Below are 14,371 nucleotides of genomic sequence, written 5' to 3'. Positions count from 1 at the left end.
ATGGAAGCATTGAGAATTGTATTTATGGGAACACCGGACTTTGCCGTAGGCATTTTAGATAAACTGGTTAAAAATGAATATAATATTGTTGGCGTCATTACAGCACCGGACAGACCTGCGGGTAGAGGAAGAAAACTTAATCAATCTGCAGTTAAAAAATATGCCGTTGAAAATAATCTTCAAGTACTACAACCTACTAATCTAAAAGACGGAGACTTTTTAAATACTCTAAAATCGCTAAACGCCAATTTACAAATTGTTGTTGCTTTTAGAATGTTACCCAAAGTAGTATGGAGTATGCCCGAATATGGCACATTTAACTTACATGCTTCACTTTTACCACAATACCGTGGTGCGGCCCCTATCAATTGGGCAATTATTAATGGAGAGACAAAAACAGGAGTTACCACATTTTTTATTGACGAAAAAATTGACACCGGTGAAATAATTATGCAAGACGAGGCAGTGATTGAAGAAACCGATAATGCCGAAGATTTACATGATAGGCTAATGCATTTAGGAGCAAACACCGTACTAAAAACCGTAGAACAAATTGAATCAGGGAATTTTACTACCCATGCGCAGCCTAATTTACCTAGTTTAAAAGATGCACATAAAATTCATAGGGAAACTTGTGAAGTAAACTGGAACAATTCTGCCGTTGCCATATATAATTTCATCAGAGGTTTAAGTCCATACCCAGCTGCCTGGACCACACTTACAAATGGTGACCAAAATATCATCACAAAAATATATAAGGTAGAAATCGAAACCGAAAAACATGACCTTGCAGTAGGAGCTCTAGTTTTTAATAAGAAAGAGATAAAAGTAGCCGTTAAAGAGGGATATATAAATCTACTAGAAATACAGTTACAGGGTAAGAAAAGAATGCAAGTAAAAGACCTGTTGAACGGTCTTAATTTGGAAGAAAATGCAAAAATGGGCTGAAGCCCCGTTATTATTGGGCTGAAAGAAACGTAGAAAAAAACCTACTTTATCAACAAACACGCTGAGTTATCAACAAAATAAGGGATTTCCGCCCGTTTTACTTGCGTTGCCCAGAAATCCATATAAATTTGTTAGTAGGTATAAATTATTTAATCACAATTAATTATCACATTATGAACAAAACAGAATTGATCGATGCAATGGCAGCTGACGCTGGCATCACAAAAGCTGCGGCAAAAAAGTCATTGGAATCTTTCTTGGGAAATGTTGAAAATTCTCTTAAAAAAGGAGATAGAGTTTCTTTAGTAGGTTTCGGTTCTTGGTCCGTATCTAAAAGAAATGCAAGAGAAGGTAGAAATCCATCAACTGGAAAAACTATCCAAATCGCTGCTAAAAATGTAGTTAAGTTTAAAGCAGGTGCTGATTTAGGTAAAGCTGTAAACTAATTTTACACTGATAAATTTATGAAAAGCGCCATAAAAGGCGCTTTTTTTATTTCTATGTTTTTGATTTTTAAGAGGATTTGTCTTACTTTAGAAATATAATCATATCAAATTTATGATAGCTTTAAAGCCAACCAAAGGAAAATTACTAGTGGCCGAACCATCGTTGACCGGAGATGTTTCGTTTAACCGGTCTGTAGTTTTATTAGCAGAACACAGTACTGAGGGCTCAGTTGGTTTTATTTTAAATAAACCATTAGAGTACCAAATCAATGAATTGGTTACTGAAATAGAATTACCTTTTCAAGTATACAATGGCGGTCCCGTAGAGCAAGACAACCTCTATTTTATACACAAGGTTCCACATTTAATTGACAACAGTGTTGAGATTTCTGATGGTATATATTGGGGAGGAGATTTTGAAACCACTGTAGAATTGATCAATAAGGAAATTATATCAGAAGATGATATTCGATTCTTTTTAGGATACTCGGGCTGGTCATCTTTACAACTAGACGAAGAGCTTACTTCAAAATCGTGGATAGTTGTAGAAAATGAACATGAAAGCAGAATCATTCAAAGGGCCGCAAAAGCCATTTGGAAAGAAAATATGATTCAATTAGGTGGTAATTATCTTTTATGGTCAAATGCTCCAGAGAACCCAAGTTTAAATTAACTCCCGGGACTTAAAGACAATCTTGCCGCAGCATTTAGTTTACCCAATAAACTTTTAGAAACGGTATTAACAAATTCCTTCTTTCTGTATTTGGTTATAGGTATAATTCCGTCAATTGCATTGACTATGAAAAGTTCATCTGCTTTTTGTAGCTCAAAAGGAGAAACACTGTCTTCCACAAACTCAAACTCTTTTAAATTAGAAATCACTTCCACCAATTTTTTTCTAAGAATACCATTGGTACAACCATCTGTAATGGGCGGAGTTTTAACCTGACTACCTTTTACTACAAAAATATTGCCATTTATAGCCTCTATAACCTGCTTTCTCTCGTTAAGCAACAGACAATCCTGATAATCATTTTCACGGGCGTAAATCGCAGCTACAACACTTAAAATTTTATTGTTGGTATCTAAGTTAGATAGCATCGTAGAATTTTTATAAAAGTCTTTAAAAAGTTCTACTTCATAAATGCTATTGTTCAATACAAAAAAAGGATTCTCTAACGTACTGCTGTTAATAAAATAAGAAATACTATTATCAGAATCCAAATAATCTTCTTGACTATTTCTAAAAACGTTGAATTTAACCCGTTTTGCTTTTTTAAGGTCACTTTCAGAGAATATCTTAAGAATTTCAGCTTCCATGAACTCCATAGTAAAGTTCATTGGAATTTCCATTCTCAATATTCTCATGGACGACATTAGGCGCAAATAATGATCTTCTAGATAAATTATTTCACCGTTCACCACCCTTAACTCTTCAAAAACGGCATCACCCAGCTGCACTCCCCTATTCTTTTCATTTAGAAAAGATGAATTATCCTCTAGTAGTCCGCCATTAAAATTGAACATAAAAAAAGCCTTAAAAAATTAAGGCTCAAAGATACTGTAAATAAGAATATTTTTAAGCTGAACCCAATACCTGTTTTAAATCAGATACTTGATTGGTCCAAAGCATTTTAGACTCGTCTATCTCATCTTCTTCGGCAAAGTCAGTTATAAACAATGAGACATCTTTTGTTATTTCATCAACTATTATCTTCATTTCAAAAAAGCTATCATCGTCTGCTTCTTCCCAAGCAAAACGTACAAACTCATCTGTTTTTCTTTTTAACAGTTTAGCCTCTTCTTCTGCCCCGTCCCAAATGAAGGTAAATTTTTCACCTCTAGAATTAACATTATCCGCAAACCATTCAGACAGTCCTGAAGGCGTTGCTAAGTACTGATATAACATTTGTGGTGAAGACTGAATTACAAACTCTATTTCAAATTTTATTTTATCGCTCATTGTCATGCTACTTTATGCCGAGCAATATATATATTTCTAAATGATAAAAAAATAAATGATCAGTATAATTTTTTTCATGAAGTTTTGTTGAAGAACAAATAAATTACCACTATATTTGCAGCCGTTTAAAAATAATATGGCGAGGTAGCTCAGTTGGTTAGAGCGTCGGATTCATAACCCGGAGGTCGGGGGATCGTGCCCCCCTCTCGCTACAGTAGGTAAAGACCAACAAAATCAACGGTTTGTGTACGCACAAGCCGTTTTTTTATGTCCTTAAATTACATACTTTTACCTACCGTATACGATAACGTATACGGTTTGAACATGAAACTGAACTATTCCGAACCCAAATTCTACACTGGAGGTGTCCCTATAAATGGTTGGTCCAAACTTACTTATAGGCAGAAAAAAGATGCCTTGGCCAAAGATTGGTACGTTTATTTTTCTTATCGAAATCCAAAAACACATAAGTTAGAAAGACAAACACCAATAAAAGCCGGTGTGAATCATTTAAAAACGAAGAAAGAATTATTTTGGGTGTTTAGCAAACGAAAGGCTTCAAGAATTAACTAGTGAGCAACGTCTAAAACTTTTTAAAAAGAAAAAGCTGTACGTAAGCTCTAGCGTGGTCGCTATTCCGTTCAACAAGACAATCAACCTGAATGACAAAAGTAATTTTAAAACTAGACTAGATCCTTGCCCACCTCTTGTAGAGGCATATTACGCCTTTATATTGCAGCGTTATCAAGAACATATAAATAACGTATTTATAAATTTCTTCCATCAGTTCAATAATCACACTATTGGATTAAAAAAGAAAGAAGCAAAGATAATAGCAAGATTATTATTTATGAATATCATCAACAATAGAAACGCTCCCGGGTTTGACTTTGTCCATTTGCTAGAAAACATTGATGGTATGCCAAAATTAGAGAATACGCCAAAAATTGAATTATACTATACCAAGCGTGAAGCAATGAAGTTAAATGTCATTCAAAATTACCCTGAGGGATTGAATGAATACTTAACAGGAAATGCAAATTACTTCAATGAGAAATTAATAGATAAAGTAACAATTTTAAAGGAAACCATTCAGTTTGAAGGAGAGCTAAAGATTATATTAGCTTTAAATAAACAATATAAATTTGAAAAATATTCAACTCCGCTGCCTTCTATAGATAATCAAGCTGAAACTAAATCATCAACAAAGACTTTAAAAGACCCAATTTTTAAAAACAAAATACCCACAGATGATGAAATGGATGCCTATTTGATGAAATATGTGTTCAGTGAAAAATAAACCAAATAAAAATGAAGCGTTATTCCGCAAATGAACTCTCTTCATAAGTATGAATAGGTACATACTTATCTATTATATGCTCTGTAATCGCTTTTAAAGTTTTTCCATTAACAGGATGTAACCCAGGACCGGTATAAAATTCAATAGTATTACCAGACTTATAATACCATTTTGTTGGCTCACCCGTAGTTTCATCAAAAAAGGTACAAGTAATATTTACTTTAACTTTTTTAAAATTTTGTAATCTTACTTCATCCAATGGTATAATATTTTCTGTGTAACTAGTGGAACAATCCGTTTTTTCATAATGGTCTATTCTCCACACCATACATTTTGGCTCCTTACTCTTCTCGCTCAAACCTAAAATCAATCCAACAACTACAATCAAACTTATAGCTGTTATTAGTTTCCAATTCTTTTTCGCACCTACTTTATTAACTTCAAGATTAATCTTTCCTTTTGAATTTTGTTTAACGTAATCTGCAAATGATTCGTAACCTAGATATTGACATAGCACATTAATAGTGTGCTCAGATTGCTTACCTATATTGTCTTTTTTGTCAATATACTTCTGACAAAGTCTTTCTGCTGTTTTATAGCTTATTGCCGTAGAATTTTCAATATGATTATTAAGAGCATTATTAGTATGAATTGCACATTCTGTTTTTGCTTTTGCAAAAACCTTTTGAACTATTTCATTAATTATCTCCTCATTCATACTTCTAAAATTACAATTTAATTCTTATTTCTTCCTAGCAAACACCCTCTATAACCGCTGCTATCATTGCTGTCCAACATATGTCCAACACAAGTCAAAGTTATGTCTAGCCCCTATTCGTCAACTTCTTATTTCTTTGTTTAAGATTGATTTAGGACTACGAATAGCTATCAAAATCCAACAATAAATCAGTCTCTCGGAAATCTATAAATGCGGTCGGTAAATAGCCCGATTGAGAAGTAGCTAGGCACTACCGCATTTGGATTTCTACTTCTCAACATTGGGAGACGTCCTTTCATTTTATATGCGATTTACGTCGCAAACCATAACTGATTTCTAATTCGGACAGCCATTGGTATGTCCAAAAATCTTAAACAAAATGAAGAAAATTTTTATAATATTATCTACGGTAATCCTCAATGCTGCCTCTTTATCTTGTGACCCTCAAGATTTAGCAGAGCATGAAATAGAACTACAAGCATGTTGTGGTGATGGTGGAGATATTCCTCCTCCGCCTCCACCACCAGACCCACCAATTAATTAATTGTAATAGTTTTAAAAGAAGAGCGAATCAAATATGGTTAGCTCCTCTTTTTTATTACACTATTTGAAACTAAAATTTAAAAACACTGGCAAATGATCAGACAGCTCCCTTGCACTAGTTAGATTCTCACAGGCTTTTACAAAATCGATTGCATAACTTTTATTAGCTAAAATTTTATCGGAATAAAAAATATTATCAATTGGATAATTTAGGTAACCGTCTATGGTACAATTGAGTTTCAATGTAGTTTTGGCGTCTTTAACCGCTGCGGTATAACCTTGCTCTTTTAAACCTTTAAAAGCTATTTTCTTTTGATCTACATTAAAGTCCCCAGCAAGTATTATTGGATGTTGAAAATCATCTGAATTTAAATAGTCGGTAATTGCTAATATTTCCCTTTCCGGGTTTTTATCATGTGGTCTAGAGTGAAAATTGATTATAGAAAGCTTACGCTCTTTAATATAAAAATCAAGAAAGAAAGGCTCTCTATCAACCAGTGAATCCAATTCTAAAATTAAGGCTCCCCTATTCTTTATTTTAATGTTTTTGGTCTTCCAAATAAACGCATAACGTTCAGTTACATACTTAGGACTATTGGTTGGATTACTAATCACATAATCCCATTTTGCACCTTTTCTATTTAGATTATCCGCAAGCTTCGCAACCGCTTGTGCCCCGCCATATCCTGCTACCACTTCTTGTAACGCAACTATATCAGCATGACGAAGTATTTCTGCCATTCTATCTAACTCTTCGCTGTTTTTGGTTTTACCAAAATCTTGAATGTTCCAAGAAATTACGCTGATTTGGTCTTGAGAGAATACAGTAAAATGAAGTATAATTAATAGTAAAAAACAGGGCTTTTTTAACATGGTTGATTTTAGTTAAAACAAAATTAACATTAAAAATTTAGGTCGATTACGGAATCCCGTAACAAATAAAAAAAAGCTTTAAATACTTTTAAACTCTAATTAAAATTTAATCATAAATAAAAATAAAATGAGCCAACCAAATTCAAAGCAGTGGAGTTCAGCTACTCCTGGTTATATAATTTTCTTAGTAGACCAATCTGGTTCTATGTCGGAAAATTATGGAGAAGGAAAAAACAAATCTGAATTTACAGCACTAGTAATAAATAGAACTATCAATGAGCTGATCAACACTAATATGGACGGAGAAAAGGTTAAGGATCGATTATTCATATCAATGATTGGTTATGGAGGTAGTGGTTCATTAGCAGTTGATGATATTAGATCTGACTATTTAAGTTCTTTTGCTGACAGTCCTATAAGAATGGAATCTTTAAAGAAAAAAGTATCCGATGGGGCTGGTGGTTTAATTGAAATAGATGAACAAATGCCTATTTTCATTGAACCCGTAGCTAATGGACTAACCCCAATGGCAGAAGCACTTTCATTCGCAAAGGAATTAATTAATGGATGGTTAACAAAAAAACCTGAGAACCCAGCACCAGTAATAATCAACATTTCTGATGGATTACCATACACTGGCGGTTCTTCTGTAGATACCAGCAAATCCATTTCGGTTTCAAAAGAAATAATGAGTATTAACTCTATTGATGGTAATCCATTACTTTTTAATTGTCATTTAGGAGATGGAGGAGCAAAAGTTTGTGAATTTGCAGAAAGTGAAAGTGAAATTTCTGACGATCAAGCTAAGTTTTTATTTAATATTTCAAGCAAAGTACCTGAATCATATAAACAAGCAGCCGTTAAACAGGATTTAAAGGTAGGCACTGAGTCTAGAGGTTTTGTTTCTAATGCAGATCCAGATTTATTTATCAAATTTATCAATTTTGGATCATCAGGAGGTGGTACTGATAAAATTGCTTAATCCTAATAGTAAAAAAGTAAATGCAATTATCCATAAAAGGTTTTATTAAACCAAAAGAGTCCGAATTATATTATGATTGTGCAGATCGATTTGCATATAATAAAGAGAACCATAAATTTTCAATTTCTGATGGTGTATCCAAATCCTTTTTCCCAAAAATTTGGGCAGAAACTTTAGTTAACAATTGGGTTGATAAAACTTGGAATACGGATAATGAGTTTATAAATCATTGTCAAAAAAAATGGCTAGAAGATGTTACAAATATCGTTCAAAATCCAGAGACAAAATGGTTCACAAAAAATGCTTTTAACCGAAGAGAATCTGCTCTAGCTACATTTGTAGGATTAAACTTTTTTTATCAAAATAGCGAATATTACTGGACTGCCCAGGCTCTTGGCGATAGTTTTCTATTTTTTGTACCAAAAAATTTTACTGATTTCAAAGTTGACACTATACCTATTTCTTCAAAGCAACCTCCAATTGAATTCGATAATTTTCCAGATTATTTAAATAGTATTGGAACAAAACATAAAGGAGAAAAATGCACTTTAAAAGAAAGTCTTACAGAGGGTACTTTTTATTTAATGACAGATGCCTTGGCGGAATGGTTCTTAAATGAAAAAGAAAATGCTATTCATAAAATAAAAGTTTGGACAGGTCAAAATGATTTTGAGCGATTTGTAGATGAAGAAAGGCTAAATAACAAATTAGGGAACGATGATAGTGCAATATTAATAATAGAGGTCAACGAGGACGGAAAAAAAGACCTTAATTATAATGAAGAAAATACTGCTAGTATTGATGAACTGATCGAAAACGAAAGAATTAACATAAAATCATCTATTACTTCTTTGGTTGAATCTAATGAAAAAAAACAAGGATCTATAGATGAAGTTAAAGATTCCCCTAAGCAATCAGCTAACTTAAAGAATGAAGAAGTTGTTGAACAAAATTCTGATAGGCAAACAAAAGCTGAGACAACAAATGAAAATAACGAATTAGCGGAAAATATCAATCTTAGCCTAACTGAAACCCCAAAGGGGTTTACTAAAGACTTAGAAACACCTCTTTCATCAAAACAAATCAATTCACCTGAGGATAATACTACTATAACAGTTAATAAGAAGAATAACAATCCTTCTCAACAAATAACAGATAAATTTTAGTTATGGCAAATTATCCTTCTCGAACCGATTTAGTTACGGCTATGCGAAACCCTAATGTAAGTTTCAAATCAAATGAAATATTAGGTGGATCTGTTATTCAAAAAGGATCTAGAACAGTTCAATATTCCGGCGGGTACACTACTGTATTTCCATTTCACAAATCATCAGGGGAAAAAGTGGCTATACGACTATGGATAGCTGATATTGGTGATGCAAAAAAACGTTCTCTTGAGATTTCAAATTATTTAGAAAAACTCAAAAGCAATTACTTCGTTAGTTTCAAATATATTGATGACGCAGTTCTAGTTAATGGCAAATTACACCCAATAGTCTTAATGGATTGGGTAAATGGAAAAACCTTAAAAGAATATATTAACGATAACATTTCAAACTCCAAAGCTATTCTAGATTTAGCCAAAAGGTTTAGGGATATGGTTGAATATTTTCATAGTCAAAATATAGCTCACGGTGATTTACAACATGGAAATGTTTTGGTTAAAGATGATGGCTCCCTTGTTGCTATAGATTATGACTCTATGTTCATTGATTCTTTGGACGGAATGCCAGATACTATTAAAGGATTGCCTGGCTATCAACATCCGGCAAGAAATACTAATAGTTATGTAAACTCCCAATTGGATTATTTTTCTGAACTGGTAATTTACCTTTCCCTACTACTATTTGCAGATAACTCTAATTTATGGAGCGATTATTATGAAACAGAAGATTTACTTTTTTCTAAAAATGATTTTGAAAACCCAAATAGCTCTTCGATAATTAGTTTAGCCCTTAATTCTGTTAATACGGAGATTAAAGAGTTGACAGAAAAAATGCTTGAAGAATTGATGATTTCGGATATAAAAGATTTAAGACCTATTGAGGAATTATTAGTAAATAAAAAAGAGGCATTGAAAGATAATATTTTTAATAAATGGGATAGTCAACCAAACCCAGCAATTAAAAAATCAACGACATATCCCAACAAGAGAAATATTACAAATAAATTTTAATGACTAAAGTTTACTTCGACAAAATCCATTTAGAAATTATACATCAAATCACTAATGCCCAATTTGATATAAAGGTTTGTATTGCTTGGTTTACAGATTTTGACATCTATAAAAGTTTAGTTAAAAAGGTAAAAGAAGGTATTAATGTAGAAGTTATAATCGCAAATCATAAGCATAATAAAAAATCTAGAGTCAATTTTAAAGAACTATTAAAGTATAATGGAAAAGTAAGCTACATAGGTAATCTAAATGATGGTCTACGAGAAAGTTTTATGCATAATAAATTTTGCATAATAGATAATATCCGTGTAGTTACTGGATCTTATAACTGGTCTTATAAAGCAAGAAAAAATGAAGAAAATATTTTAGTATTGGATAACAACCAAACACTTGCAAATAAATTCATTGAAAAATTTAATGAACTAAAACCTAAATATGGTTTCACCATTAAAAATAATGAAGTTGCATTATTACCTATTGAAAAAATAATGTCTAAATGGGATAATAAACCTAGTAGTGTATTAAAACCAAGTTCTAATATAGTTGATAAATTTTAATGCATGGCTAACAAACAGGACATAATAACTGCTATTAAAAACCTTGATTTGTTTTTAAAAATACCACAATTACAAGGCGCTGTACCAAGGTTTAACAAAAATGGCAATCCCTTTGTGTATGTAGGTGGTTTTAATATGGTTTTTCAATTAACCCATAATTTTAAAAAATGGGCATTTAGAGTATGGCACGTGCCTATGGATGAAAATGAAGAACGATATTTAAAAATATCGAATTATTTGAGTTCAAAAAAACTTAGTTATTTTGCAGAGTTTATTTATGATAAAAAAGGGATTCTCGTTAATGGTGAATTAATAGACACCATCCGAATGGAATGGCTTGAGGGTATTTTGCTAAAGGAATTTATTGAACAACACCTTAATAATCCATCCGTATTAAAAAAGTTATCAAAGGATTTACTCTTAATGTTTAAAACGTTAAGAGAGAATGAGATATCACACGGCGATCTACAAGAGGGAAACATTCTAATCAATAAAAAGGGAGCATTAAAATTGGTCGATTATGATTCAATTTGCATTCCAGAATTAGAAGGTAGTCAGCAATTAGTAACAGGTCTTAAAGGTTACCAGCATCCTTCAAGATTTAAGGGCGGAACATGCTCCTTGAAAGCTGATTATTTTTCCGAATTAATTATTTATTTATCAATTCTAATACTTGCTGAAAAACCTGAATTTTGGGATAAATATGAAGTTAGGAACACTCAATATTTACTATTCACCGAAACAGATTTTGAAAATTTTGAATCTTCAACAGTTTATCAAGATATAAAAGGAATATCCATAAAAATTGATTGTCTAATTTCCATATTAATTGAATATTTAAACACTACAAACTATTACGATTTAAAACCATTTAACAAATACTTAGAACCACCAACAATTCATGAATTTTCATGCAATAAAAAGGTTGTAATTAAAGGTGCTGAGCTAATTCTATTGTGGCATGTTGAAAATGCTATAAAAGTTACAATTAGTGCTGTTGGAGAGGTAAAACATCTTGGAAGAGCTATAGTTAAACCCTTAGACCACCATGAATATAAATTAACAGCAATAGGTTTTAACGAAACTAAAGAAGCTGTCTTAAATGTAAAAGTATTTCCCACACCATTAATTGAAAGCGTTCTAGTACCCATTCCTGAATTTCATTCAACTACAAACTTAAAAATTAAAATACCGCAATTTCCAGATATACAATTGGGAATCAACAAAATAAACTCCAGTCTAGACCTAAATTTTAATGAAAATTTAGAAGAAATAAACTTCATTGAATTAAATGATAATTTCGGTGAAACTATTAAAAAACCAATTAGTTCCAATATCTGGAAATCATTAAACTTTACATCCATTCTAGGTAAAATTAAAACAACTAAAACCAGCCCAAATGATAAATAGATTTTTCTGGTGGTGCGCAGGTGCCAACATTGACATATTAAAGAAATGTCCAACTGACCACGCCAAATACTTTGGTGTTGGTGGCACTATTGTCTTCACTGCATTAATGGCTAGCTTTGCCGGAGGTTATGCATTTTTTACAGCTTTTAAGGCTGTTACACCGTCTATTTTTTTTGGTGCATTCTGGGGTTTATTAATCTTTAATTTAGATAGGTATATTGTTTCTACCATTGGAAAAGGAGATGGTACACAAAAAATAACTAAAGATGAATGGAAAATTGCTGCACCACGTTTACTTATGGCAGTATTATTAGGATTTGTAATCTCTACACCTCTTGAATTGAAAATCTTTGAAACAGAGATACAAACTGTCGTTGAACGATTGAAGATCGATAAGGCTGAAGAATTAAAAAATAGAGATACTACTTTCATTGCTGCATTAAATAAAATTAAAGAAAGAAGAACATCAATCGAAAGCGAAATTAGTAAACTCACTTATGATAAAACCAACTTAGCGAATAATGCAGGACTATTTTTTCAAAACTCTATAGCTGAACTTAAGAACGATTTAAAAAACAAAAATTCATTAATGGAGACACTTCAAAAAAAAGTAAATAGTTCGTACAGCCAATACATAAGAGCCAAAAATGATTCTTTGAAATCCAACGTTATCAATAGCAGATTAAATACTCTACGTGCAAGACAAGGAGAAAGAAATAAAGCGAGAACAGAAATAGCTGAATTACAAGAAAAGATCACCGAACTAAACGAAAATAAGGGTAATGCAATTATAGAAGAGAAAAATCGAATCAATGATTTACTTTCTAACAAACAGCAAGAAAAAGAAGCATTAGATCAACAGATAAATTCAAAACAAAAAACAGTTGATCTAAAAAATGAAGGATACGAGCAGAAAACAAAAAATTATGACGGATTCGCAGCGCATTTAGAAGCTATGAGTATTCTAACTTCATGGGATACAGAAGTTGAAAATTGGTGGAAGGTGAAAATACCTGCCATGTGGTGGGCTAAATGGCTAATAACATTACTATTTATTTTCATTGAAGTAGCACCTGTCTTATTTAAGTTAATGGCAGAAGCTGGACCATACGATGATATGATGGATAGAATAAAACACGAGTCATTTGTTAAAGAAAAACAGAGAATTTCAGACATCAACGACGAAATTAATACTTCTATCAAAATATCTACTGAAAAAAACCAGAATAAGCTTGATGCAGAAATTGCCGCTAACACAGCTTTATTGAATAAAATAGCACTAGCTCAGGCTGAAGTAGCTGAATTAGCCATTGAGAAATGGAAAAAAGAGGAATTAAAGAAGTTAAGATCAGGTGTAAATAATATTATAAATGGACAAAAGAAAAAACCAACATCTGAGACAAAAGTATAGTTTTGGATATATTAAATTAATCAAAACAACCCTAGCCCTACTCTTCTTCCTATGCCTACTAAACATGCCCTATGGCTATTTTCAATTAGTACGCTTTCTGGCATTGGCAGGTTTTGGATTCTTAGCATACAAGGCTAATGAAGAAGATAAAAGTGAACAGGTATTCATATATGTTGCCCTTGCACTCCTCTTTCAGCCATTTTACAAAATAGCTTTAGGCAGGGAATTATGGAATATAGTTGATGTTGTGGTTGGCATTGTGTTGTTAGCTTCTATTTTTATTAAAAAATCAAATAAAACCGATAAAAAATTTTAATTATTATAAGCATTAATTTTCTCATTTTAAGAGCACTAGGTTTTTATAAAATTGTAAAATTTATATGAGTCTTATTTTACAATAGTTTTTAAAAATGCTTTCATTATTTTGGTAGTAGAATAATTCCCCCATAAAAATTTCAATGTTAATATGCCTGATTGCACAACGTGTGGTGAATACACCAAATTCAACAATGGTCTATGTACCGAATGTTATAACAAGAAAAACGGAAATCCCTGGGTTTCGGGGGTTATTAAAGGTAGAATTGCCGAAACCATAATAGAACAACTTTTTATATCTCTAGATTTTCAAGTCTATAAGTACGGAATGGAAAATACCATTCCGGGAATTTTGGATTTACTTAAAGGTGTTAGGGGCGATGTTTCTAAAAATATTAGACAAATGCCGGACTTTGTGGTTTTTAAAGATAAGCAAGCCCATTTTATTGAAGTAAAATTTCGTAAAAACGGAAAGTTGACCTTAAAGGATATTGAAAGTTATGGCGATTATCCTTTTGAAAATGCCTTATTTGTATTAGTTACCCCTAAACACATAAAGTGTATATCTTATGCCGAATTAAAAGCCGGTAAGGAAATTACAGAAAAGACTAAAAACTGGCTTGGTAAACGAAAAGAATTTGAAACTGATAGCGAACTTATTATTGACTACTGTAAATACGCTACCAAGTTTTTTGAAAATGTTGATTAACAAAACAGATAAAGAATTCC

Annotated in this window: 18 protein-coding genes and 1 tRNA gene; 15 read left to right on the top strand and 4 right to left on the bottom strand. The window is 32.1% G+C overall.

The features are described from left to right. The 3 genes from fmt (at window position 1) to I600_RS00380 (ending at window position 2,067) form a co-directional block, all read left to right on the top strand. Entirely contained in the window at window positions 1–948 is a 948-nt protein-coding gene (fmt, locus tag I600_RS00390; RefSeq protein ID WP_058102543.1) for a methionyl-tRNA formyltransferase, read from the top strand. Between the two features lie 170 nt (window positions 949–1,118). Further along, window positions 1,119–1,394, top strand: a complete 276-nt coding sequence (locus tag I600_RS00385; protein WP_257786218.1) for an HU family DNA-binding protein — start codon at window positions 1,119–1,121, stop codon at window positions 1,392–1,394. 112 nt (window positions 1,395–1,506) lie between these two features. Further along, complete coding sequence (locus I600_RS00380; protein ID WP_058102541.1) at window positions 1,507–2,067, top strand: YqgE/AlgH family protein; 561 nt, start codon at window positions 1,507–1,509, stop codon at window positions 2,065–2,067. Here the strand turns inward: I600_RS00380 and I600_RS00375 are convergent. Both I600_RS00375 and I600_RS00370 read right to left on the bottom strand, forming a co-directional pair. Beyond that, window positions 2,064–2,921 carry an aminotransferase class IV gene (locus tag I600_RS00375; RefSeq protein WP_058102540.1) on the bottom strand — a complete coding sequence of 286 codons (858 nt, stop codon included), beginning with the start codon at window positions 2,919–2,921 and terminating at the stop codon, window positions 2,064–2,066. The two genes, I600_RS00380 and I600_RS00375, sit on opposite strands and share 4 nt — an antisense overlap. 52 nt (window positions 2,922–2,973) lie before the next feature. Continuing rightward, window positions 2,974–3,357, bottom strand: a complete 384-nt coding sequence (locus I600_RS00370; protein ID WP_058104221.1) for an START-like domain-containing protein — start codon at window positions 3,355–3,357, stop codon at window positions 2,974–2,976. A 138-nt stretch (window positions 3,358–3,495) separates the two neighbouring features. On the opposite strand from I600_RS00370, the gene I600_RS00365 reads away from it, so the two are divergent. The 3 genes from I600_RS00365 to I600_RS00355 all read left to right on the top strand — a co-directional run bounded on the left by I600_RS00365 (window position 3,496) and on the right by I600_RS00355 (window position 4,657). Further along, window positions 3,496–3,569 (top strand) — tRNA-Met (locus tag I600_RS00365). A gap of 55 nt (window positions 3,570–3,624) precedes the next feature. Continuing rightward, window positions 3,625–3,930, top strand: coding sequence for a hypothetical protein (locus I600_RS00360; protein WP_058102539.1), 306 nt, complete (start codon window positions 3,625–3,627; stop codon window positions 3,928–3,930). 160 nt (window positions 3,931–4,090) lie between these two features. Beyond that, the gene (locus I600_RS00355; protein WP_209439173.1) at window positions 4,091–4,657 is read left to right on the top strand and encodes a hypothetical protein; all 567 of its coding nucleotides are present in this window, start codon (window positions 4,091–4,093) and stop codon (window positions 4,655–4,657) included. 19 nt (window positions 4,658–4,676) lie between these two features. On the opposite strand, the gene I600_RS00350 is transcribed toward I600_RS00355, so the two are convergent. Continuing rightward, on the bottom strand, window positions 4,677–5,375 hold the full coding sequence (locus tag I600_RS00350) for a hypothetical protein (protein WP_058102537.1): 699 nt from the start codon (window positions 5,373–5,375) through the stop codon (window positions 4,677–4,679). Between the two features lie 379 nt (window positions 5,376–5,754). Here I600_RS00350 and I600_RS19135 point away from each other — a divergent pair, with 379 nt between their 5' ends. Then, window positions 5,755–5,919, top strand: coding sequence for a hypothetical protein (locus I600_RS19135; RefSeq protein ID WP_157490818.1), 165 nt, complete (start codon window positions 5,755–5,757; stop codon window positions 5,917–5,919). A 59-nt stretch (window positions 5,920–5,978) separates the two neighbouring features. Here the strand turns inward: I600_RS19135 and I600_RS00345 are convergent, their stop codons facing one another. Next, the gene (locus I600_RS00345) at window positions 5,979–6,791 is read right to left on the bottom strand and encodes an endonuclease/exonuclease/phosphatase family protein (protein ID WP_058102536.1); all 813 of its coding nucleotides are present in this window, start codon (window positions 6,789–6,791) and stop codon (window positions 5,979–5,981) included. Between the two features lie 127 nt (window positions 6,792–6,918). Between I600_RS00345 and I600_RS00340 the strand changes: the two genes are divergently transcribed. The 8 genes from I600_RS00340 to I600_RS00305 all read left to right on the top strand — a co-directional run bounded on the left by I600_RS00340 (window position 6,919) and on the right by I600_RS00305 (window position 14,351). Beyond that, the gene (locus I600_RS00340; protein WP_058102535.1) at window positions 6,919–7,773 is read left to right on the top strand and encodes a vWA domain-containing protein; all 855 of its coding nucleotides are present in this window, start codon (window positions 6,919–6,921) and stop codon (window positions 7,771–7,773) included. A gap of 20 nt (window positions 7,774–7,793) precedes the next feature. Continuing rightward, the gene (locus I600_RS00335) at window positions 7,794–8,939 is read left to right on the top strand and encodes a hypothetical protein (protein ID WP_058102534.1); all 1,146 of its coding nucleotides are present in this window, start codon (window positions 7,794–7,796) and stop codon (window positions 8,937–8,939) included. 2 nt (window positions 8,940–8,941) lie between these two features. Next, window positions 8,942–9,949, top strand: a complete 1,008-nt coding sequence (locus I600_RS00330) for a protein kinase domain-containing protein (protein WP_058102533.1) — start codon at window positions 8,942–8,944, stop codon at window positions 9,947–9,949. Further along, the gene (locus I600_RS00325; protein ID WP_058102532.1) at window positions 9,949–10,506 is read left to right on the top strand and encodes a phospholipase D-like domain-containing protein; all 558 of its coding nucleotides are present in this window, start codon (window positions 9,949–9,951) and stop codon (window positions 10,504–10,506) included. The genes I600_RS00330 and I600_RS00325 overlap by 1 nt, the downstream gene beginning before the upstream one ends. Before the next feature lie 3 nt (window positions 10,507–10,509). Beyond that, the gene (locus I600_RS00320; protein WP_058102531.1) at window positions 10,510–11,916 is read left to right on the top strand and encodes a protein kinase domain-containing protein; all 1,407 of its coding nucleotides are present in this window, start codon (window positions 10,510–10,512) and stop codon (window positions 11,914–11,916) included. After that, on the top strand, window positions 11,906–13,327 hold the full coding sequence (locus I600_RS00315) for a DUF4407 domain-containing protein (RefSeq protein ID WP_058102530.1): 1,422 nt from the start codon (window positions 11,906–11,908) through the stop codon (window positions 13,325–13,327). Before I600_RS00320 ends, I600_RS00315 begins: the two co-directional genes overlap by 11 nt. Continuing rightward, entirely contained in the window at window positions 13,287–13,643 is a 357-nt protein-coding gene (locus tag I600_RS00310) for a DUF6804 family protein (protein WP_058102529.1), read from the top strand. Before I600_RS00315 ends, I600_RS00310 begins: the two co-directional genes overlap by 41 nt. Window positions 13,644–13,793: 150 nt before the next feature. After that, window positions 13,794–14,351: a hypothetical protein gene (locus I600_RS00305; RefSeq protein ID WP_058102528.1), complete on the top strand. Its 558-nt coding sequence runs from the start codon at window positions 13,794–13,796 to the stop codon at window positions 14,349–14,351. Window positions 14,352–14,371 lie beyond the last annotated feature (20 nt).

The organism is Maribacter dokdonensis DSW-8 (genome assembly GCF_001447995.1).
In the GTDB taxonomy this organism is placed as follows: Bacteria; Bacteroidota; Bacteroidia; order Flavobacteriales; family Flavobacteriaceae; genus Maribacter; species Maribacter dokdonensis.
This window is presented reverse-complemented; position numbering and strand designations above follow the sequence as displayed.

Excerpts from the sequence above, each read along its gene's own strand:
- fmt (WP_058102543.1), top strand. The coding sequence starts at position 1 with ATGGAAGCATTGAGAATTGTATTTATGGGAACACCGGACTTTGCCGTA.
- I600_RS00380 (WP_058102541.1), top strand. The coding sequence starts at position 1,507 with ATGATAGCTTTAAAGCCAACCAAAGGAAAATTACTAGTGGCCGAACCA.
- I600_RS00375 (WP_058102540.1), bottom strand. The coding sequence starts at position 2,921 with ATGTTCAATTTTAATGGCGGACTACTAGAGGATAATTCATCTTTTCTA.
- I600_RS00370 (WP_058104221.1), bottom strand. The coding sequence starts at position 3,357 with ATGAGCGATAAAATAAAATTTGAAATAGAGTTTGTAATTCAGTCTTCA.
- I600_RS00360 (WP_058102539.1), top strand. The coding sequence starts at position 3,625 with ATGTCCTTAAATTACATACTTTTACCTACCGTATACGATAACGTATAC.
- I600_RS00350 (WP_058102537.1), bottom strand. The coding sequence starts at position 5,375 with ATGAATGAGGAGATAATTAATGAAATAGTTCAAAAGGTTTTTGCAAAA.
- I600_RS19135 (WP_157490818.1), top strand. The coding sequence starts at position 5,755 with ATGAAGAAAATTTTTATAATATTATCTACGGTAATCCTCAATGCTGCC.
- I600_RS00345 (WP_058102536.1), bottom strand. The coding sequence starts at position 6,791 with ATGTTAAAAAAGCCCTGTTTTTTACTATTAATTATACTTCATTTTACT.
- I600_RS00340 (WP_058102535.1), top strand. The coding sequence starts at position 6,919 with ATGAGCCAACCAAATTCAAAGCAGTGGAGTTCAGCTACTCCTGGTTAT.
- I600_RS00335 (WP_058102534.1), top strand. The coding sequence starts at position 7,794 with ATGCAATTATCCATAAAAGGTTTTATTAAACCAAAAGAGTCCGAATTA.
- I600_RS00330 (WP_058102533.1), top strand. The coding sequence starts at position 8,942 with ATGGCAAATTATCCTTCTCGAACCGATTTAGTTACGGCTATGCGAAAC.
- I600_RS00325 (WP_058102532.1), top strand. The coding sequence starts at position 9,949 with ATGACTAAAGTTTACTTCGACAAAATCCATTTAGAAATTATACATCAA.
- I600_RS00320 (WP_058102531.1), top strand. The coding sequence starts at position 10,510 with ATGGCTAACAAACAGGACATAATAACTGCTATTAAAAACCTTGATTTG.
- I600_RS00315 (WP_058102530.1), top strand. The coding sequence starts at position 11,906 with ATGATAAATAGATTTTTCTGGTGGTGCGCAGGTGCCAACATTGACATA.
- I600_RS00310 (WP_058102529.1), top strand. The coding sequence starts at position 13,287 with ATGGACAAAAGAAAAAACCAACATCTGAGACAAAAGTATAGTTTTGGA.
- I600_RS00305 (WP_058102528.1), top strand. The coding sequence starts at position 13,794 with ATGCCTGATTGCACAACGTGTGGTGAATACACCAAATTCAACAATGGT.